Annotated in this window: 28 protein-coding genes and 1 riboswitch; of the genes, 17 read left to right on the top strand and 11 right to left on the bottom strand. The window is 69.4% G+C overall.

Going from position 1 to position 25,319, the window contains the following annotated elements:
* Positions 1-2 precede the first annotated feature (2 nt).
* Positions 3-788 carry a DUF4440 domain-containing protein gene (locus AAIL17_RS05095; RefSeq protein WP_424681740.1) on the top strand — a complete coding sequence of 262 codons (786 nt, stop codon included), beginning with the start codon at positions 3-5 and terminating at the stop codon, positions 786-788.
* Positions 789-794: 6 nt separating this feature from the next.
* Here the strand turns inward: AAIL17_RS05095 and phbB are convergent, their stop codons facing one another.
* Together phbB and gluQRS are read right to left on the bottom strand one after the other, a co-directional pair.
* On the bottom strand, positions 795-1,535 hold the full coding sequence (phbB, locus tag AAIL17_RS05090) for an acetoacetyl-CoA reductase (protein WP_424681739.1): 741 nt from the start codon (positions 1,533-1,535) through the stop codon (positions 795-797).
* Between the two features lie 108 nt (positions 1,536-1,643).
* Positions 1,644-2,507 (bottom strand): tRNA glutamyl-Q(34) synthetase GluQRS, encoded by an 864-nt coding sequence (gene gluQRS / locus AAIL17_RS05085; RefSeq protein WP_424681738.1) that lies wholly within the window; start codon positions 2,505-2,507, stop codon positions 1,644-1,646.
* Positions 2,508-2,610: 103 nt separating this feature from the next.
* Here gluQRS and AAIL17_RS05080 point away from each other — a divergent pair, with 103 nt between their 5' ends.
* From AAIL17_RS05080 to AAIL17_RS05055, 6 genes are all read left to right on the top strand, one after another.
* On the top strand, positions 2,611-2,826 hold the full coding sequence (locus AAIL17_RS05080; RefSeq protein WP_424681737.1) for a hypothetical protein: 216 nt from the start codon (positions 2,611-2,613) through the stop codon (positions 2,824-2,826).
* A 2-nt stretch (positions 2,827-2,828) separates the two neighbouring features.
* Positions 2,829-3,587 (top strand): hemerythrin domain-containing protein, encoded by a 759-nt coding sequence (locus AAIL17_RS05075; protein ID WP_424681736.1) that lies wholly within the window; start codon positions 2,829-2,831, stop codon positions 3,585-3,587.
* Between the two features lie 118 nt (positions 3,588-3,705).
* Positions 3,706-4,596, top strand: a complete 891-nt coding sequence (gene htpX / locus AAIL17_RS05070) for a protease HtpX (protein ID WP_424681735.1) — start codon at positions 3,706-3,708, stop codon at positions 4,594-4,596.
* Positions 4,597-4,696: 100 nt separating this feature from the next.
* A complete protein-coding gene (gene htpG, locus AAIL17_RS05065; RefSeq protein ID WP_424681734.1) occupies positions 4,697-6,565 on the top strand; it encodes a molecular chaperone HtpG in 1,869 nt (622 codons plus the stop codon).
* 234 nt (positions 6,566-6,799) lie between these two features.
* On the top strand, positions 6,800-7,201 hold the full coding sequence (locus AAIL17_RS05060) for a carboxymuconolactone decarboxylase family protein (RefSeq protein ID WP_424681733.1): 402 nt from the start codon (positions 6,800-6,802) through the stop codon (positions 7,199-7,201).
* 94 nt (positions 7,202-7,295) lie between these two features.
* Entirely contained in the window at positions 7,296-8,213 is a 918-nt protein-coding gene (locus AAIL17_RS05055) for a PhzF family phenazine biosynthesis isomerase (RefSeq protein ID WP_424681732.1), read from the top strand.
* 12 nt (positions 8,214-8,225) lie between these two features.
* Here the strand turns inward: AAIL17_RS05055 and AAIL17_RS05050 are convergent, their stop codons facing one another.
* On the bottom strand, positions 8,226-9,164 hold the full coding sequence (locus tag AAIL17_RS05050; protein WP_424681731.1) for an oxygenase MpaB family protein: 939 nt from the start codon (positions 9,162-9,164) through the stop codon (positions 8,226-8,228).
* 69 nt (positions 9,165-9,233) lie between these two features.
* The gene (locus AAIL17_RS05045) at positions 9,234-9,386 is read right to left on the bottom strand and encodes a hypothetical protein (RefSeq protein ID WP_424681730.1); all 153 of its coding nucleotides are present in this window, start codon (positions 9,384-9,386) and stop codon (positions 9,234-9,236) included.
* A 262-nt stretch (positions 9,387-9,648) separates the two neighbouring features.
* Here AAIL17_RS05045 and AAIL17_RS05040 point away from each other — a divergent pair, with 262 nt between their 5' ends.
* A complete protein-coding gene (locus AAIL17_RS05040) occupies positions 9,649-10,110 on the top strand; it encodes a metallophosphoesterase family protein (RefSeq protein ID WP_424681729.1) in 462 nt (153 codons plus the stop codon).
* Positions 10,111-10,200: 90 nt separating this feature from the next.
* Positions 10,201-11,076, top strand: a complete 876-nt coding sequence (locus AAIL17_RS05035; RefSeq protein ID WP_424681728.1) for a type II CAAX prenyl endopeptidase Rce1 family protein — start codon at positions 10,201-10,203, stop codon at positions 11,074-11,076.
* A 240-nt stretch (positions 11,077-11,316) separates the two neighbouring features.
* Here the strand turns inward: AAIL17_RS05035 and AAIL17_RS05030 are convergent, their stop codons facing one another.
* The 5 genes from AAIL17_RS05030 to AAIL17_RS05010 form a co-directional block, all read right to left on the bottom strand.
* The gene (locus AAIL17_RS05030) at positions 11,317-11,760 is read right to left on the bottom strand and encodes an SgcJ/EcaC family oxidoreductase (protein WP_424681727.1); all 444 of its coding nucleotides are present in this window, start codon (positions 11,758-11,760) and stop codon (positions 11,317-11,319) included.
* A 137-nt stretch (positions 11,761-11,897) separates the two neighbouring features.
* The gene (locus tag AAIL17_RS05025; protein WP_424681726.1) at positions 11,898-12,335 is read right to left on the bottom strand and encodes a DUF2846 domain-containing protein; all 438 of its coding nucleotides are present in this window, start codon (positions 12,333-12,335) and stop codon (positions 11,898-11,900) included.
* A 148-nt stretch (positions 12,336-12,483) separates the two neighbouring features.
* Positions 12,484-13,065, bottom strand: coding sequence for a nicotinamide riboside transporter PnuC (gene pnuC, locus AAIL17_RS05020; protein WP_424681725.1), 582 nt, complete (start codon positions 13,063-13,065; stop codon positions 12,484-12,486).
* Positions 13,065-15,227, bottom strand: coding sequence for a TonB-dependent siderophore receptor (locus AAIL17_RS05015; protein ID WP_424681724.1), 2,163 nt, complete (start codon positions 15,225-15,227; stop codon positions 13,065-13,067). The genes pnuC and AAIL17_RS05015 overlap by 1 nt, the downstream gene beginning before the upstream one ends.
* Before the next feature lie 62 nt (positions 15,228-15,289).
* Positions 15,290-15,388, bottom strand: a riboswitch (TPP riboswitch).
* A 69-nt stretch (positions 15,389-15,457) separates the two neighbouring features.
* On the bottom strand, positions 15,458-16,591 hold the full coding sequence (locus AAIL17_RS05010; RefSeq protein WP_424681723.1) for a phosphotransferase enzyme family protein: 1,134 nt from the start codon (positions 16,589-16,591) through the stop codon (positions 15,458-15,460).
* A 165-nt stretch (positions 16,592-16,756) separates the two neighbouring features.
* Between AAIL17_RS05010 and AAIL17_RS05005 the strand changes: the two genes are divergently transcribed.
* Entirely contained in the window at positions 16,757-17,656 is a 900-nt protein-coding gene (locus AAIL17_RS05005) for an AEC family transporter (RefSeq protein WP_424681722.1), read from the top strand.
* 8 nt (positions 17,657-17,664) lie between these two features.
* On the top strand, positions 17,665-18,066 hold the full coding sequence (locus AAIL17_RS05000) for an RNA-binding S4 domain-containing protein (protein ID WP_424681721.1): 402 nt from the start codon (positions 17,665-17,667) through the stop codon (positions 18,064-18,066).
* On the opposite strand, the gene AAIL17_RS04995 is transcribed toward AAIL17_RS05000, so the two are convergent.
* On the bottom strand, positions 18,047-18,682 hold the full coding sequence (locus AAIL17_RS04995; protein ID WP_424681720.1) for a TetR/AcrR family transcriptional regulator: 636 nt from the start codon (positions 18,680-18,682) through the stop codon (positions 18,047-18,049). The genes AAIL17_RS05000 and AAIL17_RS04995 overlap by 20 nt on opposite strands.
* A 138-nt stretch (positions 18,683-18,820) precedes the next feature.
* On the opposite strand from AAIL17_RS04995, the gene AAIL17_RS04990 reads away from it, so the two are divergent.
* Entirely contained in the window at positions 18,821-19,450 is a 630-nt protein-coding gene (locus tag AAIL17_RS04990; RefSeq protein ID WP_424681719.1) for a glutathione S-transferase family protein, read from the top strand.
* Between the two features lie 76 nt (positions 19,451-19,526).
* On the opposite strand, the gene mutS is transcribed toward AAIL17_RS04990, so the two are convergent.
* Positions 19,527-22,103 carry a DNA mismatch repair protein MutS gene (mutS, locus tag AAIL17_RS04985; RefSeq protein ID WP_424681718.1) on the bottom strand — a complete coding sequence of 859 codons (2,577 nt, stop codon included), beginning with the start codon at positions 22,101-22,103 and terminating at the stop codon, positions 19,527-19,529.
* Positions 22,104-22,359: 256 nt separating this feature from the next.
* Here mutS and AAIL17_RS04980 point away from each other — a divergent pair, with 256 nt between their 5' ends.
* The 5 genes from AAIL17_RS04980 (at position 22,360) to AAIL17_RS04960 (ending at position 25,285) form a co-directional block, all read left to right on the top strand.
* Complete coding sequence (locus AAIL17_RS04980; RefSeq protein WP_424681717.1) at positions 22,360-22,863, top strand: CinA family protein; 504 nt, start codon at positions 22,360-22,362, stop codon at positions 22,861-22,863.
* Between the two features lie 134 nt (positions 22,864-22,997).
* Positions 22,998-24,032, top strand: coding sequence for a recombinase RecA (gene recA, locus AAIL17_RS04975; RefSeq protein WP_424681716.1), 1,035 nt, complete (start codon positions 22,998-23,000; stop codon positions 24,030-24,032).
* 30 nt (positions 24,033-24,062) lie between these two features.
* On the top strand, positions 24,063-24,614 hold the full coding sequence (locus AAIL17_RS04970; protein ID WP_424681715.1) for a TIGR01244 family sulfur transferase: 552 nt from the start codon (positions 24,063-24,065) through the stop codon (positions 24,612-24,614).
* On the top strand, positions 24,611-24,787 hold the full coding sequence (locus AAIL17_RS04965; protein ID WP_424681714.1) for a hypothetical protein: 177 nt from the start codon (positions 24,611-24,613) through the stop codon (positions 24,785-24,787). Before AAIL17_RS04970 ends, AAIL17_RS04965 begins: the two co-directional genes overlap by 4 nt.
* A gap of 9 nt (positions 24,788-24,796) precedes the next feature.
* Positions 24,797-25,285 carry a regulatory protein RecX gene (locus tag AAIL17_RS04960; protein WP_424681713.1) on the top strand — a complete coding sequence of 163 codons (489 nt, stop codon included), beginning with the start codon at positions 24,797-24,799 and terminating at the stop codon, positions 25,283-25,285.
* Positions 25,286-25,319: the final 34 nt, after the last annotated feature.

Here is a 25,319-nt window from a genome sequence, read left to right as displayed (position 1 = left end):
CCGTGCGCCTGCGCCTCCCACTCTGCCTTGCCCTGGCCTTCCTCTCGTGCGTGGCGCTTGGCGCCGATGGCCCGCAGTCTGCCGGCGACGCGACCCGGCAGGCCGTGCTGGCCGCCGACGCGCAATACTGGCGCACCTTCAATGCCTGCGACCTGCAGGCGATGGCGCCGCTGCTCACCGAGGACGTGGAGTTCTACCACGACAAGACCGGGCTGACGGTGACCCGCCAAGGCGTGCTGGACTCCCTGCGCAAGGGGCCCTGTGCCGATCCGTCCATGCACCTGCGGCGCGAGGCGGTGCCCGGGTCGGTAACCTTCCATCCGCTGGCGGGCGGATTCGCGCTGCTCACCGGCAGGCATCGCTTCGTGGTCGAAAAGGACGGACAGGCGCCCTACGTGGATGGCCAGGCCGAGTTCGCCGCGATCTGGCAATGGACCGGCGGCCAATGGCGCATGCGCCGCATCGTCAGTTATGACCACGCGCCGGTGGCGTACGTGCCGCCGGCCAGCCACGAAGTGCTGACGCGGGAACAGGCGAAACGCTGCATCGGCCGCTACCGCACGACGCCATCCGGCAATCTGACCGTGACGGCCGAGGGCGACCACCTGCGGCTGGTCGCCGGGCCCCTGTCGGTGACGCTGCGGCCGCTGTCGGCCGATCGTTTCGCTGCCCAGGAGCGCGACCTGCAGTTCGAGTTCGAGGGCGGAACGCGCGCGGATGGCCGGGCTGCCCGCGTCGCGGTCTACGAGCACGGCGCCCGCGTGGCGACCGGCACGCGCGAGGATTGAGCGGGCCTACCAGCCCATGTAGTGGCCGCCGTTGATCGCCAGGTTCGCCCCGGTGATCCAGCTCGCCTCGTCGGTGGTGAAGAACGCCACCGCATGCGCGATTTCCTCCGGCTTGCCCAGGCGCCCGATCGGGATCTGCGCCACGATCTTGTCGCGTACTTCCTCGGGCACCGCCATCACCATGTCGGTGGCCACGTAGCCGGGCGAGACGGTGTTCACCGTGATGCCGAACTTCGCGTTCTCCTGCGCCAGCGAGATGGTGAAGCCGTGCATGCCGGCCTTGGCGGCCGCGTAGTTGGCCTGGCCGTACTGGCCCTTCTGGCCGTTGATGGAGCTGATCTGCACGATACGGCCCCAGCGGCGCGCGCGCATGCCTTCGATCACCGGGCGGGTGACGTTGAAGCAGGCGTTGAGGTTGGTGTTCACCACGTCGGTCCACTGCTGGTAGTCCATCTTGTGGAACGTGGTGTCGCGGGTGATGCCGGCGTTGTTGACCAGGATGTCGACAGGGCCGCACTGCTGTTCCATCGCGCGGATCATCGCCTCGGCCGAGGCCGGGTCGGCCACGTCGCCGGGTACCATGCAGACGTCGATGCCCTCGGCGGCCATGCGCGCGTGCCAGGCCTGCGCCCTGGCCTCGTCGCGGTAGTTGGTGGCAACCCGGTGCCCCTGGCGTGCGAGGTAGCGGACGATCGCGGTGCCGATGCCGCCCGTGCCGCCGGTCACCAGTGCGGTGCGTGGGTTCATTGCCTGAGCTTCCCGTGAAGGCGCCGCCGATGCCGGCGCGTCCTGCATGTATACCCCAACTTCGTGACAACTGCTGTGCCGGCGTCGCAGCCGTTTGCCGTGGCGTTTCTACACCGCGCGCGCCGCAAGCCGCGGCAGGCGGGCAGGATCGAAGCGCTCCAACGCCGAAGCGAGCAGGGCCGGCGCATCGCCTGTCGCCGCGGACGTCTGGACGTCCAGGAAGGCCAGCGCCCGCCGCAGCGCCGGCAGCGGATCGGCCGGATCCACCGGATGCGCCTGCGCGGACTTGGACAGCTTGCGTCCCTCTGCGTCCAGCGCCAGCGGCAGGTGGCGGTAGGCGGGCGTGGGCAGGCCCAGGCAGCGCTGCAGCCAGATCTGCCGCGGGGTGGAATCGAGCAGGTCGGTGCCGCGCACCACCTCGGTGATGCCCTGGAAGGCGTCGTCGACCACGCAGGCCAACTGGTAGGCGTAATAACCTTCCACGCGGCGGATCACGAAATCGCCGGCGACCTCGCGCAGGTTCTGCCGCTGCGGACCCTGCAGCGCATCGTCGAAGGCCACCACCACGTCCGGCACGCGCATCCGCCACGCCGGCGGGCGTTCTGGATCGGGCGACGCCACGCAGCGTCCATTCCGGTGGATGCCGTCCTCGGCCGCGAGCTGCGCCCGGCTGCACCAGCAGGGGAACACCAGGTCGGCTGCGCGCAGGCGCTCGAACGCCACGTCGTAGGTGGCACGCCGCTGCGACTGGAACAGCGCCGGCCCGTCGGCCACCAGCCCGAAGGCGGGCAGCGCGGCCAGGATCGCCTGCGCCGAGCCGGCCACCTCGCGCGGCGGGTCGATGTCCTCCACCCGCAGCAGCCACTGCCCACCCGCATGCCGCGCGCACAGCCAGCTTCCCACCGCGGCCACCAGCGAGCCGAAGTGCAGCAGGCCGGTGGGGGAGGGGGCGAAGCGGCCGCGATAGGTCATGCGAGGGATTCTAAGTGTGCCGGCGCCGGTTCACCCGCCGGCAACGGAGCCGGCGCGACCATCGACCCTCCCGCACCGGGCCGGCGACTGCCAGGAGCACACCATGACCGATACCACCCAGGGCCACGACGACCCGCGTGAACACACCCGCAAGATCAAGGGCATGCTGCGCGAAGCCATGGACCACGTCCGGCAGGACGTGCCGAAGGTTTCCGATCCCAAGGCGCAGGCGCTGTTCGAGACCTCGGCCGAAGTGCTGGGCGGCCTGATCACCGCCTACGAGCACTTCGAGCAGCGCAGCGAAGCGGCCTGGCGCTGAACATGCGCCCGCCGGCCCATCCCGCGTTCCCGGCCGGCCCCGTCGCCGCCGAGGTGGCCGACGCGAGCCGCCGCCGCTGGATCGGCCGTGCCGCGTTCGGCAGCCTGGCGGCCGCGATGCCGCTGGCCGTACTGGCGGATGAGGAAAAGTCCACCGACGTGCTCGCCGTAGAGGACCTGATGCGCGAACACGGCGTATTGCGCCGCGCACTGCTGGTCTACGCGCAGGCGGCCGATCAGCTCAGGCGCGGACAAGCGATCCCGGCCGACGCGTTGCACCGCGCGGCCGAGTTGTTCCGTCGTTTCGGCGAGGACTACCACGAGCGCGCCCTGGAAGAGCAGCACGTGTTTCCTGCCGTGGTCGCGGCTGGCGGCGAGCCAGCGGCGATCTGCCGCACCCTGGCCACGCAACATCGGCGCGGACGCCAGATCACCGACTACGTCCTGGCGGCCAGCGCCGGGACGGCCGTCGACCGTTCGCGCATGGGGCCGCTGGCCGATGTGCTGGAGGGCATGGTGCGCATGTACCAGCACCACACGGCGATCGAGGACACGGTGGTCTTTCCCGCCTGGAAACGCACCCTGACGCCCGCCCGCTACAGCACGTTGTCCGAGCAATTCGAAGCGCTGGAAAAGCGCATGTTCGGCCACGACGGCTTCGAGGATGCGGTGCAGCGCATCGGTACCGTCGAGCAGGCCTTCGGCCTGGCCGACCTGGCCGCGTTGACGGCCGCGCCGCCACCGGCGTCGCCCGCCCGCTGAGCGCTGCCCGCGTGCCGGCGGCGCCCGGCGCGCCTCTTGAAACTATTGCACTTCGCCCCGAGTCTCAGCCTCGCGGCGTGAGCCGCTTTTCTTTCCATGACTGCCAAACGAGACAGCCGTGCGTCGAATCGCCCTTTTTCTTGCCACCAACATCGCCGTCCTCCTGCTGCTGAGCATCGTCTGCCGCCTGTTCGGCATCGACCAGTGGGCCGCCGTCCGCGGCTACGGCGGCATGACCGGCATGCTGGTCTATGCCGCCGTTTTCGGCATGGGCGGCGCGTTCATTTCGCTGGCGATGTCCAAGACCATCGCCAAGTACTCCGCCGGCGCCCGCGTGATCACGCAGCCGCAGACCGAGGCCGAGCGCTGGCTGGTCGATACCGTGCGCCGCCATGCGCAGAACGCCGGCATCGGCATGCCCGAGGTGGCGATCTACGACGCCCCCGAGATGAACGCCTTCGCCACCGGCATGACGAAGAACAGCTCGCTGGTGGCGGTCAGCTCCGGCCTGCTGCAGCAGATGGACCGCGAGCAGGTGTCGGCCGTGCTCGGCCATGAGATCGGCCACGTCGCCAATGGCGACATGGTCACGCTGACGCTGATCCAGGGCGTACTCAACACGCTGGTGATCCTGGCCGCGCGCGTGGTCGGCAGCGTGGTCGACAGCTGGCTTTCGGGCGGCCGCGACAATCGCGGCGGCAGCGGCATCGGCTACTTCGTCACCGTGATGGTGCTGCAGGTGGTGTTCGGCCTGTTCGCCTCGATGATCGTGGCGGCCTTCTCGCGCTGGCGCGAGTTCCGCGCCGACCGCGCCGGCGCGCAACTGGCCGGCCGCGGCTCGATGATCTCCGCGCTGCAGCGGCTCAAGGGCGACCATGGCGAAACCACGCTGCCCAAGGCGATGGCCGCGTTCGGCATTTCCGGCCACATGGCCGCCGGCCTGCAGCGCCTGTTCATGAGCCACCCACCGCTGGACGAGCGCATCGCCGCGCTGCAGGCGGCGCGCTAAGGGCTGAACACCCACTCCAGTAGACCGGCGTCATTTCCGCGAAAGCGGGAATGACGCCTCATCGATTCGAAGCCACACGCAAGCCACGGAATCTCCACGCATGAACGCATCCACCGAAACCCGCAAATTCGAAGCCGAAGTCGCCCAGGTGCTGCACCTGGTCACCCACTCGCTGTACTCGCACAAGGAAATCTTCCTGCGCGAGCTCGTCTCCAACGCCTCCGACGCCTGCGACAAGCTTCGCTTCGAATCGATCGCCCATCCCGAACTGCTTGCCGGCGAGGGCGAACTGCACATCGACGTGAGCTGGGACGAGCAGGCGCGCACCGTCACCGTGCGCGACAACGGCATCGGCATGAGCCGCGACGAGGTGGTCGCGAATATCGGGACGATCGCCAGCTCGGGCACGCGCCGTTTCCTCGAGGCGATGAGCGGCGAGCAAAAGGCCGACGCGCGCCTGATCGGCCAGTTCGGCGTGGGCTTCTACTCGGCCTTCGTGGTGGCCGACAAGGTCACCGTGCTCACCCGACGCGCCGGCGCGCCGAACGCCGAGGGCGTGAAGTGGGAGAGCGACGGCAAGGGCGAGTATTCGCTGGACCAGGTCGAGCTCGGCGAGCGTGGCACCACCGTGATCCTGCACCTGAAGGCCGACGAGGATGAATTCCTCAAGCGTTGGCAGCTTTCCTCGCTGATTCGCAAGTACTCCGACCACGTTGCCTTCCCGATCCGCATGCCGAAGGAAGCCGAAGGCAAGCCGACCGACGAGTGGGAAACCGTCAACGACGCCGGCGCCCTGTGGACCCGTCCCAAGAGCGAGATCAGCGACGAGGACTACGTCAGTTTCTACAAGTCGCTCGGCCACGACTTCAACGATCCGCTGGCCTGGACCCACAACCGCGTCGAGGGCAGCCAGAGCTTCACCACGCTGCTCTACCTCCCCGCGCAGCCGCCGTTCGACCTGATGATGGGCGGCCGCGACGAGCGCAAGGGCCTGAAGCTCTACATCAAGCGCGTCTTCATCATGGACGCGGCCGAGGAGCTGCTGCCGAACTACCTGCGCTTCGTGCGCGGCGTGGTCGACGCCGACGACCTGCCGCTCAATGTCAGCCGCGAGATCCTGCAGCACAACCGCCAGCTCGACCGCATCAAGGGCGCCTGCGTCAAGCGCGTGCTCGACCTGATCGAAAAACTGTCCAAGGACGAGCCGGAGAAGTTCGCGACCTTCTACAAGGCCTTCGGCAACACGCTCAAGGAAGGCATCGTCGAGGACGCCAACAACCGCGAGCGCATCGCCAGGTTGCTTCGCTACGCCTCGACCAAGGGCGAGGGTGCCGGCCAGACGGTCGGCTTCGACGACTACATCGGCCGCATGAAGGTCGGCCAGGACGCCATCTGGTACGTCACCGCCGACAGCTACGCCGCCGCCGCCGGCAGCCCGCAACTCGAGGCCTTCAAGGCCAGGGACATCGAAGTGCTGCTGATGTCCGACCGCATCGACGAATGGATGCTCGGCAGCCTCAACGAATACGACGGCAAGCCGCTGAAGAGCGTCGCCAAGGGCGACGTCCCGCTGGACGAAGCGGACAAGCGCAAGCAGGAAGAAGCCACCAAGGCCGCCGGACCGCTGCTCGAGAAGCTGAAGGAACTGCTCGGCGACCGCGTCGGCGACGTCAAGGTCTCCGCGCGCCTCACCGACAGCCCCTCGTGCCTAGCCCTCTCCGACTACGAGATGGCTCCGCACCTGGCCCGCCTGCTGCGCGAAGCCGGCCACGACATGCCCGAATCCAGGCCGACGCTGGAGATCAACCCGGCGCATCCGCTGGTCCAGCGCGTAGAGACGGAAGGCGACGAGGGCAAGGCCCGCGACCTGGCGACGCTGTTGCTCGACCAGGCCGAGATCGCCGCCGGCGCGCAGCTGCCCGATCCCGCCGGCTTCGTGCAGCGGATGAACCGGGTGCTGCTGGGGTAAGCGTTTCGTTCCAGGCCACCCAGGAGCCCGCCGCCCGGCGGGCTTCTTTTTGCCAGCGTCGGCGAGGCATGGACAGGGGCGGAGCCGCGGATGGCGATCCGCCGCTGGGTCCGGTCAGGCGATTGACCACCCGCGGTGTGGAGTGAGACCACCGAACAGATATTTTTCCGAGGCCACCATCGGCCCACGATCCGTTCGTCCGCAATGCCGCGGTGAATGGTCGCGAGGCTCGACATGACGCACTCTCTTCTCGACAGGGATGAAACCTACGCACGGGGCCTGGCGCTGTTCAAGCAGCTGCACGGCGAACACAGCGGCGAGCAGTTGGCCGAATCGCGGGCGCACATCTGCCCGGATTTCCTGACCATGACGATGCAGTGGGCGTTCGCCGGCGTACTCGACCGGCCCGGACTGGACCTGGCGACGCGCGAGCTGGTGGTGATTTCCAGTTGCGTCACGCTGGGCCATGCATTGCCGCAGTTGCGAGCCCACATCGAGGCCGCGGTGGCCGCGGGCTGCTCGCGCGAGCAGATCGTCGAGACGATCCTGCAGACGCTTTTCTACGCCGGCGGCGCTGCGGTGAACAACGCCTTGGGCGTTGCGGCGGAAGTGCTCGACGGGAACCGTCAGGCGTAAGCCGGAACCATCTCCCAGGCATCGCGAAGCGAAGGCGGCGGAGCTTGCCGCGATCCATCGCGGACTGACGCAGCCATTCGCGCACGAGACCCTCATGCCGCACAGCTACCGGATCTACCAGGTCGACGCCTTCACGCGCACCCGCTTCAGCGGTAACCCGGCGGGCGTCGTACCGGATGCCGCCGGGCTGGACGAGGCGCAGATGCAGGCGATCGCGCGCGAGCTCAACAACTCCGAGACCGCGTTCATCCTGCCGCCGCGTGGCCCCGACCACGACGTCCATGTGCGCTTCTTCACGCCCACCATCGAGGTGCCGGTGTGCGGCCACGCGACGATCGCCTCCCACTACGTGCGCGCCATCGAGGGCACGGCCGTGTCGGGTCGGGTGCGCCAGCTCACGGGCGCTGGCGTGCTGGCAATCGATGTCGAGCCAGCCGGACCGGGCGACTTCCGGATCTGGATGCACCAGCGCGAGCCGTCTTTCGGCGCGGTGCTGGCGGATGGGCAGCGCCGCGCGCTGCTGGCCGCACTGCACCTGGACGACGGCGACCTCGGCCCCGGTCCCGTCCAGATCGTTTCCACCGGTCATTCCAAGGTGATGGTCCCGCTGTGCGATCGCGCGCGGCTGGATTCGCTCGCGCCCGACCTCGCCGCACTGGCCGCGCTCAGCCGGACGATCGGCTGCAACGGCTACCACGCGTTCACCCTGGCCGATCCGGCCCCGGACACGCTCGCGCATGCGCGCATGTTCGCCCCGGCGATCGGCATCGCCGAAGACCCGGCGACCGGGAACGCCAACGGGCCGCTTGGCGCCTACCTTGTGCAGCACCGGCTAGTGCCGCGGGCGCTGCTGCAGCCGGGCCTTTCCGGTTGGATCCAGCAGGGCGAGGCCATGGGCCGGCCCGGGCGCGTGCGGGTGGAGGTGGCCGTCGATCCGACCCGCCTGGCGCCGACCGCCGTGCGTATCGGCGGCGACGCGGTGATCGCCTTTCGCGGCGAGATCCCGTGGTGACGACGCCAGGCGTCAGGAGGAAGCGGGCGGCCAGTGCCGCATGGCTTCCGGCGCCACGCCCACGCGCCGGCACGACCGGCTGACCACGCCGGCTTCCTGCAGCGCGGCGCGGAACGCCGGCGCCATCGACCACAACACGCGCGCGGCCAGTCGCGCCTGCTGGCGCTGCCGTGGCGTATGGCGCAACAGGTCGCTGGCCCAGCGGGGCAGCAGGGCGATGCCGGCGTTGAGGAAGACGTCGCGGGAAAGGCCGGCGAGCGGGACGGGCAGGCGCACGCCGGCGAGGATGCGCAGCACCTCGCGCGAGCGGTCGGTATAGGCCAACTGCGGCCGCACGCTGGCGAAATAGGCGGCCACGTCCGCTTCCGATGCGGGCACGTCGCGCGCACCGAGCGCCTCGGCGATGCGCCGCACTTCGTCGTAGTAGCGGTCGGCGATGTCCCGCGGCACGTCGCGATGCGCGAAGCGGCGATAGCCGGCCAGGAAGCTGTGCGCCTCGGTGACGTGGACCCAGGTCAGCAGTGCCGGGTCGTCGGCGGAGTACGGCGTGCCGTCCTCGCCGGTGCCGCGCACGAAGTCGTGGACGTGGCGCACGTGTTCGATCAGGCGCTGCGCCGCCGCGTGCGGCGCGTAGGTAGTCGCGCCGACGAAGGTGGTGGTGCGGCGCAGCCGGCCGACCAGGTCGCCGCGGAAGTTGGAGTGGTCCCAGACGCCGGCCAGAGCCAGCGGGTGCAGCGTCTGCATCATCAATGCGGCCAGGCCGCCGGCGAGCATGCCGGGAAAGTCGGCGTGGATGCGCCAGGTCACGCTGTCCGGTCCGAACAGGCCCGGGTCACCGAGGGGACGGTCGTAGTCCAGCGTGCCGCCGGGGTCGCGCGGGAAGGCGCCCAGCACCCAGCGGCGAATCGGTTCGTGCGTGGCGCGGCGGAGCAGGTGCAGGGGCGAAGCCATGGGGCGCAAGTATAGGGATGCGCCATGCCCATGATCCCGCCCTCGGGGCCGAGGCCCCGGTGAGGGGGCTCAGCCTTCCGCGTTCACCACGTTGGCGGCGTGCGCCTGGTTGGCGGCAAGCGCCGTCGGGGTCGGCAGGACGAGCATGGCGCCCATCACGGCCACGCAAAGCAGCAGGCAGGCGGCAAAGACGCTGTGCAGCAGGACGGTTTCGAATTTCATGGCGGTTCTCCGTGCGGTGGAAGGAAGCTTTCGAGGATTGGATGGCACAACGCGTGCCAACGTTTAAAAGCGCGCTGTGATGCGGTTTCCGCGCCACCACGTCCGCCGTGGAGCACTGTCCGCGGACGGTGGGGCGCCGTATCCGGACAGGCGCGGACAGCGGACGGGTCCATGGGGACGGGAATGACGGCGCGGACGCGGCGGGTGCGTTAGCGTGTCCTCTCCGGCCTGTCGGGCCGCTTGCCGCGAGACGTTCGAGACGATGCTCCGCATTGGCCTGATCTCCGACACCCACGGCCTGCTGCGCCCCGCGGCGGCGGACTTCCTGCAGGGCTGTGCCCGCATCATCCATGCGGGCGACGTCGGCGATGCGGCGATCCTCGAAGCGCTCGCGTCGATCGCTCCGGTCATCGCCGTGCGCGGCAACAACGACCGCGGAGCCGTGCTGGAGGACCTGCCGGAGACGGCACGGACGGAACTCGCCGGCGTGCGGCTGTACGTGCTGCACGATCTCAAGCAACTGGCGATCGATCCGGCCGCGGCCGGCGTGAACGTGGTGGTTTCCGGGCATTCGCACCGTCCGCTGGTGGAGGAGCGCGCGGGCGTGCTGTACGTCAATCCCGGCAGCGCCGGGCGGCGTCGGTTCAAGTTGCCGATCTGCGTGGGCGAGCTGGTCGTCGACGGTCGCGAGGTGATACCGCGGCTGGTGGAACTGGACGGCTAGGCATCCGTCCAGTGGTGGCGCTGTCGCCGCACTTGCGCGGTTCGGCACGCTGGCTTATGCATGGCCCTCCATCACGGGGAAGGGAAAGCCATGGCGCGCACCGGATCATCCTCGGGCATCGGCCTGTTCCTGCTGCTCACGTTCGGCTTGAGTTGCGTGTTCTACGCATTGGTCATCGCCACCGGCCATCTCGGCGGGGCGATGGGCATGTACGTGACCGGGCTGATGTGGTGCCCCGGCATCGCGGCGCTGCTGACCTGCCGGCTGCGCGGCGAGGGACCGGGCCGGCTCGGTTGGCGCTGGGGCGCCTGGCGCTGGCCGTGGCTGGCCTACCTGGTGCCGCTGGGCTACGCCGCGGTGGCCTATGCGATCGTGTGGGGCACCGGGCTGGGCGGCTTCGGCAATCCGCAGTTCCTCGGCAAGATCGGCCAGGCGCTCGGCTTCGGCGGTGCACCGGCGTGGTTGAACACGGCGGTGTACCTGGTGCTGCTCGGCAGCGTGGGCATGGTGCGCAGCCTGTCCACCGCGCTGGGCGAGGAGATCGGCTGGCGCGGCTTCCTCGCGCCCGCGCTGGTGGCGCGGCTGGGCTTCACCGGCGGCGCGCTGGTCACCGGCGCGATCTGGGCGGCCTGGCATTTGCCGATCCTGCTGTTCGCCGACTACAACGCCGGCACACCGTGGTGGTTCGCGATGCCGTGCTTCGTCGTGCTGGTGCTCTCCAGCAGCGTACTGATGACCTGGTTGCGCTTGCGATCGGGCAGCCTGTGGCCCTGCGCGGTGATGCACGCCAGCCACAACCTGTTCATCCAGGCCTTCTTCACCCCGATCACCGCGCCGCGCGGGACCATCACGCCCTACGCCATCGACGAATTCGGCTTCGTGCTGCCGCTGGTGATGGTGGTCGTGGCGGTGGTTTTCTGGCTGAAGCGTGACGCGCTGCGCGGCGAGGCCACGGTGACGGCATAGGGAGCGCGCGGCGGCTGGCCCGCGCGCGATGGTCGATACGAACAGGCGCGATAGGCTCGCTGCAACAGGGGGGGCGGAAGCGGCGCGCGCGGACAGATGCTGCGCGTACTGTCGGGCGCCCGTCATGGATGGATCGGGCGGTTCCCGTTGCCGTCGGATTTTTTCGATCCCATGGCCGTGCGCCAGGACGCGCGGCCATGGCGTACGTCCGATGGCGAGACCGGCGCCAGCTGAGGCTTCCTACCGGGAGGCCGGTGGAAACCACACGTTGGCGATCCTGCCGTCGCGCACCTCGTAGACGGCGAAGCTGTCGGGAAGCTGCTTACCCGCCGGCAAGCCGTGCGTGCGTTCCAGATCGACCACGATGGCGCCGCTGACGGTGCGCTTGAGGATGTCCACGCCGAACCCCTTGGGTTCCCCGGCAAACAGGGACGCGTAGGCGCGCCTGATCGCCGCCTTGCCCTCGATCGGCGGGCGCTTGCCCGTGAGCCCGGCCAGGCGGGCATCGTCCGCGTAGCAGTCTGCAAACGCATCGGCGTCGTGCGCGTTGTACGCGACCACCTGCGCCTGCACGACCTCCTCCGGACGGCTCGTGGCGGTGGTCGATCCACAGGCGGCCACGGTCGGAGTGGACAACATGGTGAGCATCAGCGCCGCGGAGGCGGCGGGCAGCGATTTGGTCATGATCGATTCCTTCCGTGCGTGGGATGCACACCCTAACGCCGGAACGCTGGCGGCGAAAACCCGAGCGGCGTGGCGCGTGGTGGCGACCAAAAGAAAAGGCGGCCGAAGCCGCCCTTCCCGTATACCCGCAGCGCCCGTCACTTGATGAGCTTGGATTCCCGCACGCCCGCCTGGCCCTTGGCCTCGTCGACCTCGTGCAGCTGCGAACGCGCCGCAAACATGCCCATCTTCACTTCCTGCCAGACGTAGTAGATCTTGCCGGCCAGCATGTCGATGGTGATGGTGGAGTCCTTCTCGGTCTTGGACGTGATCGTGTGCGGACCAGGCTGCAGGTCCTTCTCGATGTAGGTCTTGGACGTGGTGTCGCCGACCGACTGGTTGTCGATGAGCACCGGCATCTTGACCGCCGCGCCCATGACCTCGTTACGGTAGACGTAGACCTTGGCCTTGTCCGGCGCCGGCTGGAACTGCTTGGCCTGCGCATCGGTGCTCTTGTCCGCCATCGGCACGCTTGCGCAGCCGCTCATCCCCAGAACACCCACGAGCGCGGCGGCCGCGATCAGCTTGCGAATCATGTTTCCCCCTGTTGATCGAACATCCATTCCCGCATGCAGGACCGACCGGGGCTTCCCTGGCGTCCATGCACAGAAAACAGAAACGCCGGCCCCATGCCGGCCGGCGGAATCTAGCAGAGGCATCGTGGCATTGTGAATGGCGCCGACGTCAGCCGGCAGCGGGCCTGGCCTCCAACGGATGCTCCGCGCGCTGCCACTGCCGCAATCCCATGGCGGCCAGCGCCACGAAACCGGCGTAGAGCACGGCCGTGATCGACAGGCCCTTATAGACGTACTCGCCCACATAGATCACGTCGACCACGATCCACAGCCACCACGCGGCGATGTGGCGGCGGCCCTGCCACCACTGCGCGACCAGGCTGAAGGCGGTGAGCGCGGCGTCGAGCCAGGGCAGGGCGGCGTCGGTCCAGCGATGCATGGCGTAGCCGAGCGCCAATGCACCGGCGGCGCCGATCAGCAAGTGGGCGACGAGCTGGCCCGCCGGCAGCGTGGCGATCTGCACGCGGCCGTCGGCGTCGAGGTGGCTGAGCCAGCGCAGCCAGCCGTACACGATCAGCACGGCGAAGGCGGCCTGCAGCAGCGCATCCGAATACAGCTTCGCGTGGATGAAAATCCAGCCGTAGACCAGCACCGAGGCGAAGCCCACCGGCCAGCACCACGGGCGCCGCCGCGCGGTGAGCCAGACGGCCCACGCGCTCAGCAACGCACCGGCGAGTTCGACGGCGTCCATCAGAACGCGTAGCTCACGGACAGCCGCGCCAGCCGTGGCGCGCCGGGGAACAGGTAGCTGTCGCCGAACGCGCTGCCCGTGTCGCGCCAGTAGAACCGGTTGAAGAGGTTGTCGACCGACAGCCGTGCGGTGAACGCGTGGCCGCGGACGTCGGTGGTGTAGCGCAGGCCGGCATCGAACACATTGTAGGCGGCCACGCGCACGCGGCCGTCCGGCGTGGCGACGTTCGGCGAGGCGTAGCGCCAGCCGCCGAGCAGGCTGAGCTGCGGCGCGAACGGCAGGCGGTAGTCGGCGTACAGCGCGGCGCGCACGCGCGGCACGTTGACGACCTGGTGGCCTTCGTAGGATGCGGTTCCGGTGTCCTGCGCACGGGCGCGCAGGAAACTGGCGCTGGCAGTGAGCCTGAGGTTGTCGCCCAGGCGGCCGTGCGCGCCCAGTTCCAGCCCGGCGTGCACCTCCTCGCCGTGCTGCACGAAGGTGAAGCCGGCAGCGGAGTCGTCCGGCTGCGCGAACTGGTAGGGCTGGCGAATGCGGAACAGCGCCGCGGAAAGATCGAGCGCGTCGCCCGCGGCGTACTTCATGCCGGCTTCGATCTGGCGCGACAGGCGCGGTGCCAGCATCTGGCCGTCGTTGCTGGTCCAGTACGGCGCCTCCATGCCGAGCGAGAGCCCCTTGCTGTAGCTCAGATAGGTGGTCAGCGCTTCGTTCGGCTGCCACAGCACGGCGGCCTGCGGCAGCGCCTTGGCGAGGCGCGTGTCGCGCTCGGGCGCGCCGTCGCCGTCGTAGGCGCGCTCGTGCAGCCGCACGAAGCGGCCGCCGGCGACCAGTTGCCACTGCTCGCCCAGGTGCAGGCGGTCCAGCGCGAACAGCGAGCGTTGCCAGCTGGTCAGGCGGCGCACGGACGGGCCGGGCTGGTTGGGCGAGGGCGCGAAGTACGGCGGGTCGCGGTCGGCGATGTTGGCGGTGCCGACGTAGTCGTACACATCCTGGCGCTGGTCGTTGAGGCGGCGGAAGGCGCTCGCGCCCAGGGTGAGCTGGTGGCTCACCATGCCGGTGTCGACATGGCCCTCCAGCGTGGCGCGCGCCTCGTCGTCGATGCGCACGTCGTCAGGGCTGCGGTAGTCGTAGACGTCGTAGTCGCCGTTGGGCGCGAAGTAGTTGCCCGGCTCGCCGCTGGCGCAGGCCGGCGAATAGAAGCAGCCGTAGGCGAAGGCCACGTTGTCGTCGATCACGCTGCGGCTGTGGCCGGCGGCCAGGCGCAGGCGCCAGGCGTCGCTGAAGGCGTAGTTGAAGCGTGCGCTGGTGTTGGCCGAATGGATCGAGACCGGCTGCTGCCACGGCTCGAAGCCGAGCATGCGGGTCGGATCGGCGTGTTCGGGCAGCGTGTCGCCGCCGAGCAACTGGTAGCCGGACACCGAGCGCTGCGCGCTGGCCTGGTAGTTGGTGTCCAGCTCCAGCGTGGCGTCGGGCGTGACGTGCCAGTCGGCCGCCAGTGCATAGAAATTGCGCCGGCCGTCGGCGTGCTGCACGTAGGCGTGGGTGTCTTCCCAGGCCAGGTTGGCGCGCACGCCGAAGTCCGGCGTGAGCCGGCCGCCGACGTCCAGCGCGCCGTAGCGCGAGCCTTGCGAGTCGGTGCCCAGCGTCATCTCACGCACGTCGGCCGGGCGCTTGCTGACGAAGTTCACCACGCCGCCGGGTTCCATCACGCCCGCCTGCAGGCCGGCCAGGCCCTTGAGCACTTCCACCTGCTGCTTGTCCTCCAGCGCGATGCGCTGCTCGCCGGCAATGGTGAGGTTGTTGAAGCGCAGGCCGGTGGCGAGATCGAGTGGATAGCCACGGATGGCGATGTCCTGGTAGTAGCCGACCGGGGCATAGTTGTCGCCGAGCGAAGCGTCCTCGCGCGCCAGTTCGCTCAGGCTGCGGATGTGGTGGTCGTCGAGCTGCTGGCGCGCGATCACCGTGACGGCGGCCGGCGTGTCGTGCAGCGAGGCGTTGCCGTAGGCGTCGATGGCGGTGCCGTGGCGGTCGCCGTGCGTCTGGCCCTCCACGCGCACGGGCGCGAGTTCCTTGGCCTGGGTGGCGTCGGGCAGGTCGGCGGTGTGCGCGGCCGGGGCCAGCGCAGCGAGAAGGGCGAGCAGCAGGGGCGTGCGGGGAAGTTTCATCGTCGACTCGTCGGCAAAGGACACGAACGAAGCGACGGCCAGGCGCACGCCCGGACGGACGCGCGACTGCTTATCAAGCTCCCTACGCCGGTACAAACCGGATCAGGTTCCAAGGGACTCTCTCAGCCTGGCCGTTCGGCCGGGCACCCCCGCTTCAAGACCGCTATTGAAGCACGGAATGGACGTCCGATGGGAGCGTCCCGCCGAATCCTGTCGTCGGCGTGGGTCCATCAGGCGAGCGCACGGATGGCCTCGAACAGCGCCTGCCCTGCCGGCGTGCCGAACCACGCGGCATGCCCGCGCAGGAAGGTGTGGTAGGCCACATCCGCGTTCTGCGGCGAGCGCGTCACGGCGCTGAAGTACTCCACTTCCGACAGCGCGAAGTCGACGTGCACCAGCGGCAGCAGGTCGGCCAGCAGGTGGATCTGCGTACTGTCCAGCGGACGCTGCGCGCGATAGCCGTCGACCAGCGCGCGCGCGGTGTCGGGATGGGCCGCGTCGTCGCTGTCGAGCGCCAGCCAGGCGATCGCGTTGCGCTCGATCGCGGTGGCGAGGTCGAACAACGCGAAGGTGCGTGCCGCCAGTCCGAAATCGAGCACGGCGGTGATGGACGCCTGCGGTCCGGCGCCGCTCCAGCAGAGGTTGGAGACGTGCCAGTCGCCGTGCGTCCAGAGCCGCGGCTGCGTCGCCAGTCGCGCATGCAGGCGGGAGTGGAAGGGCGCGAAGGTGGCGCCCAGTTCGCTGCGCCAGTCGCGCTGTTCCAGATAGCGCGCCAGGCCCGGACGTGTGGGCAGTTGTGCGGCGAGCGTGTCCAGCGGATCGGACGCCTCGACCAGCTCGCTGCGTGCGACCAGCAGTTGGGTGTCGCGCTGTTCGGCCGTATAGCCTTCCGCCGCTTCGTGCAGGCTCGCGAGCATGGCGCCGGCAGCATGCGCGTGCGCGAGGTCGGGCAGCGGTGTCCAGGACGTCGTCTCGCGGTAGAGATCGATGCCGGCGGCGGGCGCGTGCACCTCGTAGGTCCAGTCGCCGAGCGCGACGGCAGTGTTTCCCGTCGCATCGGCCAGTACAGCCGGCACCGGCACGCCCGCCTGGCGCAACCAGGCCATGAAGGCATGCTCCTGCGCCAGCGTGGCCGCCGTGCGCACGCGGCGGTGGTGGCGTTTGACGAACACGCTTCCGGCCGTCGTGTCGACCAGCGCGGCGGCCGAAAGCGGGCGCGGACTGTGCCAGCGGATGGCGCCGGCCGGCGCCAGCGACGGGTAGCGCGTGAGCAAGGCCGCGACCTCCGCTGTGGTGAGCGGGGGCCAGTCGGGATGGACGTCCGTGGCATCGAGGCCGTGGACGCGGTGTTCGTTGGCGGTCATCCAGGGATTATCGCCGGATGACGTAGGGTGGGCTTCAGCGCACCGTTCTGGTGATAGCGAAACCCCGGTGCTCTGGTGATGGCGAAAGCCGGTGGGCTGAAGCCCACCCTACGGTCTCACCGCGATTCCGGCATGCTATGCGCCCTTTGGCCGGACCGGATTTCGATGGGCGCGCTGCTGTTGCTGTTCACCTGCCTGGTGCTGGGCGCGCTGGTCGCGCGGCTGGCGCGACCGCCGGCGGGAATGGCCGCGGGGCTCAACTGGTGGGTGATCAACGTCGCGCTGCCGGCGCTGGTGCTGGAGTTGATCCCGAAGCTGCGCTTCGACCCGCAACTGTGGTTTCCGGTGGTGGCCATGTGGCTCACCTTCGGCGGCGCGTGGCTGCTGTTCGCCCTGCTGGGGCCGCGGCTGGGCTGGTCGCGCGGACGCACGGGTGCGGTGATCCTGGTCTGCGGGCTGGGCAACACGTCCTTCATGGGCTATCCGCTGATGCAGGCGCTGTATGGCCAGCCCGGGCTGACGCTCGCGGTGGTGGCGGACCAGTTGGGGGCGTTCCCGGTACTGGCCTCGGTCGGCATCGTGGTGGCCTGCCTGTACGCCGGACGCGCACCGGAACCGGCGGTGATCGTGCGGCGCATCGCCACCTTCCCGGCATTCGTCGCGTTGCTGGTGGGCATCGCCGCGGGCGTGCTGGGCGGTTGGCCGCCGGTGCTCGACGCGGTGTTCGCGCCGCTGGGCGCCACGCTGACGCCGTTGGCGCTGTTCTCGGTCGGCCTGCAGTTCCGCTTCCACCCGGGCGAGCGGCAGTTGGCCGCGGCGGGCCTGGGACTGGGCTGGAAGCTGCTGCTGGCGCCGCTGGCGTGCTGGGTGCTCGGCGTCGCTGCCGGCGTCGGCGGATTGGTGCTGAGCGTGGGCGTGCTGCAGGCGGCGATGGCGCCGATGGTGTCGGCGACCATCCTCGCCGACGAGTACGGCTTGGATCCGCCGCTGGCCAACACCATCCTGGGTGCGGGCATCGTGCTCTCCCTGCTCAGCGTGCCGCTGGGCAGCCTGCTGCTGCATTGAGGTCGAACGTGGCGGAAACCGAACCCCTGGCGAGCGTGCGCGCCGACGTGTGGCTGTGGGCCGCGCGCTTCTTCAAGACGCGCAGCCTGGCCAAACAGGCGATCGACGGCGGCAAGGTCGATCTCAACGATGCCGGCTGCAAGCCGTCGAAGGCGGTGCACGTCGGCGACCGGCTGCAGATCGGCCGTGGCGAGGAGCGCTTCGAGGTCGTGGTGCTGGCCCTGTCCGAGCAGCGTGGACCGGCGAGCGTCGCGCAGGCGCTCTACCGCGAAACCGAGGAGAGCCTGGCCGCCCGCGAGGCGGCGCGGGCGCAGCGCAAGCTCGGCGCCGCCGGCCTGCTGCGTCCGCCGACGCGGCCGGACAAGCAGGCGCGCCGGCAGATCATGAAGTTCAAGGACGAGCAGTCGTAGGCTTGCCGCGGCGTGTCCCGCGGGCCGATCGCCGATCGACCAGCTCGAGCGCGGTGCCGTGCGCCGCTTCGCGGACCTCGCGACGCAAGGGTTCGTCCTCGATCGTCCGCGCAAGCACCATGCCGCCCACGCACAGCGCGGCCAGGGCAAGCCCCCGGCGGCGCGCGTCGCCCGCCTCATCCGGCAGGCTGCTGGCGAAGATGCCGGCCATGGTTTCGAGCAAGCGTCCGTACGCCTGCTTGACGCGTGGGGTGGCGCGCGCCACGTCCGAGGGAAGCGCGATCAGCGGGCAGTGGCCTTCCACGTCGTCCAGATGCGCCTGCGAGAGATAGGCGTCCACCATCTGGCGGGCGCGTGCCTTGCCCCGGCGGGTTCGATCGAAGTCCAGGCTTTTCCAGCGCGTGCCCGGATCGAAATGCATGTACTGCATGACCGCTTCGACGAACAGGTCTTCCTTGGCCTTGAAGTGGTTGTAGAAGCCGCCGCGGGTGAGCCCGGCGCGCGCCATGATCTCGTCGATGGACACGTCCACGAACCCTTTGCGGTTGAAGAGTTCGCGCGCGCTTTCGACGATGCGCGCCCGCGTGCTTCGCTTGTGTTCGGCGGTGTAGGGCATGGCGGTGGCCTGCGTCGGCGGAACGGAGGGGCCGAGCCTACAACCGCAACAAAATATGTTCTTGAACATATGTAGTGGGTAGGCAGACTCGGGTCGTTCCCTTGGGGCGATCGCCCCTTCTTCCATGGAGGCAACGACATGAAGCTCTACTACGCAGAGACGATGAACCCGCGCAAGGTCTGTGCCCTGGCCAAGTATCTTGGCTCGCCGGTGGAGTTCGTCCCGGTGGATCTGTTCAAGGCCGAGAACCGCACGCCGGAGTTCCTTTCGAAGAATCCGAACGGCAAGGTGCCGGTGTTGATCGACGGCGACCTGGTGCTTTGGGAGAGCACGGCGATCATGGTCCACCTGGCGGTGAAGGCCGGTTCCGACCTGTGGCCTTCGGATGCGGCGGACCAGGTCGAAGTCCTTCGCTGGCTCGCCTGGGATCTCACGCACTTCTCGCGTCACGGCGCCACGCTCTATTTCGAGCACGTGATCAAGCCCCGTATCGGCCGTGGCGAACCCGACCCTTCCGCCGTGCAGGAGGCGAGCGGCTTCTTCAGGAAATTCGCGGAGGTGCTGGATGCACACCTGGCCACCCGCGATTTCCTCGTCGGCGACAAGCTCAGCGTCGCCGACTTCAGCGTCGGCGTACTGCTGCCCTGGGCCGGGGACATTGGCCTCCCGATCGAGGATTTCCCCAACGTCGTGCGCTGGCACGAGCGGATGATGGCGCTGCCGGGGTGGCGCGAGCCGTTCCCTGCGCCGCTGTCGGCCGTGGCCTGAACAGACCCGTCGGGACTGTCCGGAAGCTCACGAGCATCTCCGCGCCGCGGTTCGCCCCGATCCTCGTCCTATCGCTTCAAAGCAGGGCTTTGAGGCGATAGAGCACATCCAGCGCTTCGCGCGGCGCGAGTGCGTCCGGATCGACATCCTGCAGCGCCCGCTCCGCCGCGGAAGGCCCTGGCGGCGCGAACAGGCCCAGTTGCGGTGAGGTCTCGGCCGCCGGAGCCGGCGCCGCCGCATGTCCGTGCATGCCGCGCTCCAGCTCGGCCAGCGTGCGCCGCGCGTCGGCGATCACCGACTTCGGCAGGCCGGCCAACGCCGCCACCTGCAGGCCGAAGCTGCGGTTGGCCGGGCCTTCCTTGACCGCGTGCATGAAGACCAGTTGCTCGCCGTACTCGACCGCGTCCAGATGCACGTTGGCGATGCCCGGGTATTCGCCGGCCAGTTCGGTCAGCTCGAAGTAGTGCGTGGCGAACAGCGTGAACGCGCGGCTGGCCGTGGCCAGGTGCACCGCGGCGGCGCGCGCGAGCGCCAGGCCATCGTAGGTGCTGGTGCCGCGGCCGACCTCGTCCATCAGCACCAGGCTGCGTTCGGTGGCGTTGTGCAGGATGTTGGCCGTCTCGCTCATCTCCACCATGAAGGTCGACTGGCCGCGCGAGAGGTCGTCGCCGGCGCCGATGCGGGTGAAGATGCGGTCGACCGGGCCGATGCAGGCGCGCGCCGCCGGCACGTAGCTGCCGATGTGGGCGAGCAGCACGATCAGCGCGTTCTGGCGCATGTAGGTGCTCTTGCCGCCCATGTTCGGGCCGGTGATCACCAGCATGCGGCGACTGTCGCTGAGGTCGAGGTCGTTCGGTTCGAACGGCTCCTCGCGCACCTTCTCCACCACCGGGTGGCGGCCGCGCTCGATGCAGATGCCGGCCGCGTCGGTGAGGTCGGGCGCGCGCCAGTCCAGCGTTTCGGCGCGTTCCGCCAGGTCGGCCAGCACGTCCAGCTCGGTGATGGCGGCGGCGGCGTCCTTGAGCGGGCCCAGGCGCTCGATCAGCGTGGCGAGCAGGCTTTCGTAGAGCGAGCGCTCGCGCATCAGCGAGCGTTCGCGCGCCGAAAGCACCTTGTCCTCGAACGCCTTGAGCTCTTCGGTGATGTAGCGCTCGGCGTTCTTGGTGGTCTGCCGGCGCGTGTAGTGCGTGGGCGCCTTGTCGGCCTGCGCGCGGGTGATCTCGATGTAGTAGCCGTGCACGCGGTTGTAGCCGACCTTGAGCGTCGGGATGCCGCTGGCGGCCTTCTCGCGTTCTTCCAGCTCGACCAGGAACTGGTCGGCGTTGGTCGAGAGGCGGCGCAGCTCGTCCAGCTCGGCGTCGTAGCCTTCGGCGATGACGCCGCCATCGCGCTGCAGCACCGGCGGCTGCGGGACGATCGCGCGCTGCAGCAGCGCGGTGGTGTCGATGTGGTCGCCGATGCGTGCGACCAGCGTGTGCAGCAGCGGGCTGTCCAGCGCAGCCAACTGGTCGCGCAGCATCGGCGCGGCGGCGAGGCCATCGCGAAGCGTCGACAGGTCGCGCGGACGCGCCGAGCACAAGGCCACGCGGGCCAGGATGCGCTCCAGGTCGCCGATGCCGCGCAGCTTCTCGCGCAGCGGCTCGTAGGCGCGTGCCTCGATCAGCGTGGCGATCGCCTGGTGGCGCAGGCGCAGCGTGTCGCGCGCGCGCAGCGGACGGTTGAGCCAGCGGCGCAGCAGGCGCGCGCCCATCGGCGTGACCGTCTCGTCCAGCACGCCGAGCAGGGTGTATTCGTTGCGTCCGCTCGGGTGCGTGTCCAGTTCCAGGTTGCGCCGGGTGGCCGCGTCCAGCGCGATGGTCTCGCCGGCGTTCTCGATCGCCATGCCGGTCACGTGCGGCAGGGCGCTCTTCTGGGTTTCCTCGACGTAGCCGAGCAGACAGCCGGCAGCGGCGATGGCCAGCGGCAGGCCGTCCACGCCGAAGCCGGACAGGTCGCGCGTGCCGAAGAAACGGTTGAGCTCGCGCCGCGCCGCATCGAGGTCGTAATGCCACGGCGGACGCTTGCGCAGGCCGGGCAGGGCGGTGACCAGCTTCGGCCAGCCGCCGTCCTCGCCGACCAGCGTCTCGGCCGGCTGCAGCCGCGCGAGTTCCGCGGCCAGCGCCTCGGCGCTGGGCACTTCGCTGAGCAGGAAACGGCCGGAGGAGAGGTCCACCCAGGCCAAGCCGAAGGCGCCGTGCGCGCCGGCGTGGATCGACAGCAGCAGGTTATCGCGCCGCTCTTCCAGCAGCGCCGCGTCGGTCACCGTGCCGGGCGTGACGATGCGCACCACCTTGCGCTCGACCGGGCCCTTGGAGGTGGCCGGATCGCCGATCTGCTCGCAGATCGCCACCGACTCGCCGAGCTTCACCAGGCGCGCCAGGTAGTTCTCCACCGCATGGTAGGGCACGCCGGCCATCGGGATCGGCGCGCCGGCGGACTGGCCGCGCTGGGTCAGCGTGATGTCGAGCAGCCGCGCCGCCTTGCGGGCGTCGTCGTAGAACAGCTCGTAGAAGTCGCCCATGCGGAAGAACAGCAGCACGTCCGGGTGCTCGGCCTTGTGCGCCAGGTACTGGCGCATGAAGGGAGTGTGCGAGGCGGAATCGTTGAGGTTCATGCGGCGAGGAATGTCGGACGGTCGCCGGCGACCTGGGTCGCGCCGGGAGGGTTCGGAGTGTACATGGCGTGGGCCGTCGCTCCATGCCCGGAAAGTGGGCAAGGGCGCAATGCGCTGCAGGGGCGCGCCTCGCGCGTGGTCTGCCGGCCGCTCCTTCGCACGGTGGGTCGCGCTTACGGAAGCGTCCGGCATGCAGGGCTCCTTGCCGGCACATGCCCGAGCGGTTAGAAGGAGCCTTTGCATTCGGAAGCCCGCCGTGCCCCCGTCCGTCCCCACCGATGCCGAGCTTTCCACGCTGGCTGCCGAGGTCGCCCTCGACCTGCAGCAGCACAAGCTGATGCTGGTCACCGCCGAGTCCTGCACCGGTGGCTGGATCGCCAAGACGCTCACCGACCAGCCCGGCAGTTCGGCCTGGTTCGACGCCGGCGTCGTGGTGTACAGCTACGAGGCGAAGGAGGCGTTGCTGGGCGTCAATCCACGCACGCTCGAGCACGCTGGCGCGGTCAGCGAGGAGACCGTGCTGGAGATGGTGTCCGGCGCGATGGCGCGCTACGGCGCGGGCGTCGCCGTGGCGGTCACCGGCATTGCCGGACCCAGCGGCGGCACGCCGGACAAGCCGGTCGGCACCGTGTGGATCGGCTGGAAGCGCCGCGGCGGCTACGCCCACGCGCGGCTGTTCCATTTTGACGGCGACCGTGAGGCGATCCGCCGCCAGAGCGTGGCCGCGGCGCTCAACGGCGTGCGGAAAGCGCTGACGTAGCGACGCGCCCCGCGCTGGCGGCGGGGGTTGACGGGTGTGGGATAATCAAGGCCTTCGCAGACTATCGCAGCCGGTGAGATTCCAACCGGGCATGCTGCGTCCATTCCAAGCCACACCACCGCAGGATCCCCACGATGGATGACAACAAGCGCAAGGCGCTGGCCTCCGCCCTTGGCCAGATCGAGAAGCAGTTCGGCAAGGGCGCGGTGATGCGCCTTGGCGACCGCACCGACGACGCCATCGACACGGTTTCGACCGGCTCGCTCGGCCTGGACATCGCGCTGGGTGTCGGCGGCCTGCCGCGCGGGCGCGTGATCGAAATCTACGGTCCGGAATCCTCCGGCAAGACCACCCTGACCCTGCAGGTCATCGCCAACTGCCAGAAGAACGGCGGCACCGCGGCGTTCGTCGACGCCGAGCACGCGCTCGACCCGACCTACGCCGAGAAGCTGGGCGTCAACGTCGCCGACCTGCTGGTCAGCCAGCCGGACACCGGCGAGCAGGCGCTGGAAATCGCCGACATGCTGGTGCGCTCCGGCGCGGTGGACGTGGTGGTGGTCGACTCGGTCGCCGCTCTCACGCCCAAGGCCGAAATCGAGGGCGAGATGGGCGATTCGCACGTCGGCCTGCACGCCCGCCTGATGAGCCAGGCGCTGCGCAAGCTCACCGCCAACATCAAGAAGTCCAACTGCCTGGTGATCTTCATCAACCAGATCCGCATGAAGATCGGCGTGATGTTCGGCAGCCCCGAGACCACCACCGGCGGCAACGCGCTGAAGTTCTACGCCTCGGTGCGCCTGGACATCCGCCGCATCGGCGCGGTCAAGAAGGGCGACGAGGTGATCGGTTCGGAAACCCGCGTCAAGGTCGTCAAGAACAAGGTCGCGCCGCCGTTTCGCCAGGCTGAGTTCGAGATCCTCTACGGCGAGGGCTCCTCGCGCGAGGGCGAGATCATCGAGCTGGGCGTGAAGGAGAACCTGATCGACAAGTCCGGCGCCTGGTACAGCTACAACGGCGACCGCATCGGCCAGGGCAAGGAGAACGTGCGCCAGTTCCTCAAGGACAACCCGGCCATCGCCAACGAGATCGACCAGCAGCTGCGCGCGCGCCTGCTGGTCAGCAGCGGCAAGGGCACTCCCGCCTCCGAAGAGGCGCTCGAGGAAGCCTGAAATCCACCCGGCCGCTAGCGGAGACAGTCGATGCTCAAGTTGAGATGGACGTTCCTGCTGGCGGTTCTGGTAGGCATGGCGGGGGTGATCATTGCCGCACTGGCAACCAGAACCCCGCCCTCTGCCGAGGTGCAGGCCCATGCCTTGGCGGGAAACATTTCGGTCACCGAACAAGTGCTGCCGGCGCAGCTGGCCGACTTGGCTGGCAGGGGATTCCGAATGGTCGTCGACCTGCGCCCGGATGGCGAGGCCGCCGACCAGCCAAGCTCATTGCAGATGCGCGAGGCGGCCAGGGCAGCGGGCGTCGCCTTTGCCTACATTCCCGTGCCACATGGAACCATTCCCGCTGAAGCGGTGAACCGCCTTGGGCAGGTGCTTGGCACGTCGCAGAAGCCCGTACTTCTCTATTGCCGCAGTGGCAGCCGTGCAGCGCGCACCTGGGCGCTCGCCGAAGCCTCGCGTCCCGGCGGCCTGGACGAGCGGGCCATCCTGCAGGCGGTCGAACAGACGGGCCTGGACGCAAGTGACCTGCAGGCGGATATCGCGCGACGGATTGCCGCGCGGACCGGAGCGGCGCGATGAGCGGCGCGCAGGAGGCGGGGATGCAGGACGCAGCAGCAAACTTCAATCCGGCAACTTCCCGCGCCGCACGATTCGCCGCCCGTCTCGGTGTGATCGTCGCCGGGCTGTTGCTCGGCGCCATTGCCGGCGTGGTCGCCGCGCTGGCGCTTGGTCTCATCCAGATCCAGTGCTGAGGCGGCGTCATGCCGCGCAAGCCTCCCTCCGAAAAGCCGGTCGCCGCCTATGACGTGGCCCTGCGCCTGCTCGCGCGGCGTGAACATTCGGCGCGTGAATTGAAGCGGAAGTTGGCCGCGCGCGGACTGGAAGGCGGCGAAACGCGCGAGGCGATCGACCGGCTGAAGGACCAGCACTACCAGGACGACGATCGCTTCGCCCAGGTGCTCTTGCGTAGCCGGGCGTCGCAGGGCTATGGCCCGCAGCGGATCCGCGCCGAACTCAAGACCCATGCCGTGCCCGAAGCGCGCATCCGCGAACTGCTGGACGAGGCGGAGGTCGACTGGGAGGCTTCCGCGCTCGATCAGCTGCGCCGCCGCTACGGCGGCAAGGGCGCCGCCGACCACGCCGAACGCGTCCGCCGTGCGCAGTTCCTCTTGCGTCGTGGCTTTGCCGCCGCCACAGTACGACGTGCTACCCACGCCGAAGTGGACGACGCTGCCGACGAATCGGACTGATTCGACGGCGGTGGCCGCCGGCGTGGCCTTTTTT

Origin of the sequence: Frateuria sp. YIM B11624 (assembly GCF_049727805.1) — a bacterium.
Taxonomy (GTDB): Bacteria; Pseudomonadota; Gammaproteobacteria; order Xanthomonadales; family Rhodanobacteraceae; genus Frateuria_A.
Note: the sequence above shows the minus strand (reverse complement) of the source record. Positions and strands in the feature narration are given on the sequence as shown.

Excerpts from the sequence above, each read along its gene's own strand:
- phbB (WP_424681739.1), bottom strand. The coding sequence starts at position 1,535 with ATGAACCCACGCACCGCACTGGTGACCGGCGGCACGGGCGGCATCGGC.
- gluQRS (WP_424681738.1), bottom strand. The coding sequence starts at position 2,507 with ATGACCTATCGCGGCCGCTTCGCCCCCTCCCCCACCGGCCTGCTGCAC.
- AAIL17_RS05080 (WP_424681737.1), top strand. The coding sequence starts at position 2,611 with ATGACCGATACCACCCAGGGCCACGACGACCCGCGTGAACACACCCGC.
- AAIL17_RS05075 (WP_424681736.1), top strand. The coding sequence starts at position 2,829 with ATGCGCCCGCCGGCCCATCCCGCGTTCCCGGCCGGCCCCGTCGCCGCC.
- htpG (WP_424681734.1), top strand. The coding sequence starts at position 4,697 with ATGAACGCATCCACCGAAACCCGCAAATTCGAAGCCGAAGTCGCCCAG.
- AAIL17_RS05060 (WP_424681733.1), top strand. The coding sequence starts at position 6,800 with ATGACGCACTCTCTTCTCGACAGGGATGAAACCTACGCACGGGGCCTG.
- AAIL17_RS05055 (WP_424681732.1), top strand. The coding sequence starts at position 7,296 with ATGCCGCACAGCTACCGGATCTACCAGGTCGACGCCTTCACGCGCACC.
- AAIL17_RS05050 (WP_424681731.1), bottom strand. The coding sequence starts at position 9,164 with ATGGCTTCGCCCCTGCACCTGCTCCGCCGCGCCACGCACGAACCGATT.
- AAIL17_RS05045 (WP_424681730.1), bottom strand. The coding sequence starts at position 9,386 with ATGAAATTCGAAACCGTCCTGCTGCACAGCGTCTTTGCCGCCTGCCTG.
- AAIL17_RS05040 (WP_424681729.1), top strand. The coding sequence starts at position 9,649 with ATGCTCCGCATTGGCCTGATCTCCGACACCCACGGCCTGCTGCGCCCC.
- AAIL17_RS05035 (WP_424681728.1), top strand. The coding sequence starts at position 10,201 with ATGGCGCGCACCGGATCATCCTCGGGCATCGGCCTGTTCCTGCTGCTC.
- AAIL17_RS05030 (WP_424681727.1), bottom strand. The coding sequence starts at position 11,760 with ATGACCAAATCGCTGCCCGCCGCCTCCGCGGCGCTGATGCTCACCATG.
- AAIL17_RS05025 (WP_424681726.1), bottom strand. The coding sequence starts at position 12,335 with ATGATTCGCAAGCTGATCGCGGCCGCCGCGCTCGTGGGTGTTCTGGGG.
- pnuC (WP_424681725.1), bottom strand. The coding sequence starts at position 13,065 with ATGGACGCCGTCGAACTCGCCGGTGCGTTGCTGAGCGCGTGGGCCGTC.
- AAIL17_RS05015 (WP_424681724.1), bottom strand. The coding sequence starts at position 15,227 with ATGAAACTTCCCCGCACGCCCCTGCTGCTCGCCCTTCTCGCTGCGCTG.
- AAIL17_RS05010 (WP_424681723.1), bottom strand. The coding sequence starts at position 16,591 with ATGACCGCCAACGAACACCGCGTCCACGGCCTCGATGCCACGGACGTC.
- AAIL17_RS05005 (WP_424681722.1), top strand. The coding sequence starts at position 16,757 with ATGGGCGCGCTGCTGTTGCTGTTCACCTGCCTGGTGCTGGGCGCGCTG.
- AAIL17_RS04995 (WP_424681720.1), bottom strand. The coding sequence starts at position 18,682 with ATGCCCTACACCGCCGAACACAAGCGAAGCACGCGGGCGCGCATCGTC.
- AAIL17_RS04990 (WP_424681719.1), top strand. The coding sequence starts at position 18,821 with ATGAAGCTCTACTACGCAGAGACGATGAACCCGCGCAAGGTCTGTGCC.
- mutS (WP_424681718.1), bottom strand. The coding sequence starts at position 22,103 with ATGAACCTCAACGATTCCGCCTCGCACACTCCCTTCATGCGCCAGTAC.
- recA (WP_424681716.1), top strand. The coding sequence starts at position 22,998 with ATGGATGACAACAAGCGCAAGGCGCTGGCCTCCGCCCTTGGCCAGATC.
- AAIL17_RS04970 (WP_424681715.1), top strand. The coding sequence starts at position 24,063 with ATGCTCAAGTTGAGATGGACGTTCCTGCTGGCGGTTCTGGTAGGCATG.
- AAIL17_RS04965 (WP_424681714.1), top strand. The coding sequence starts at position 24,611 with ATGAGCGGCGCGCAGGAGGCGGGGATGCAGGACGCAGCAGCAAACTTC.
- AAIL17_RS04960 (WP_424681713.1), top strand. The coding sequence starts at position 24,797 with ATGCCGCGCAAGCCTCCCTCCGAAAAGCCGGTCGCCGCCTATGACGTG.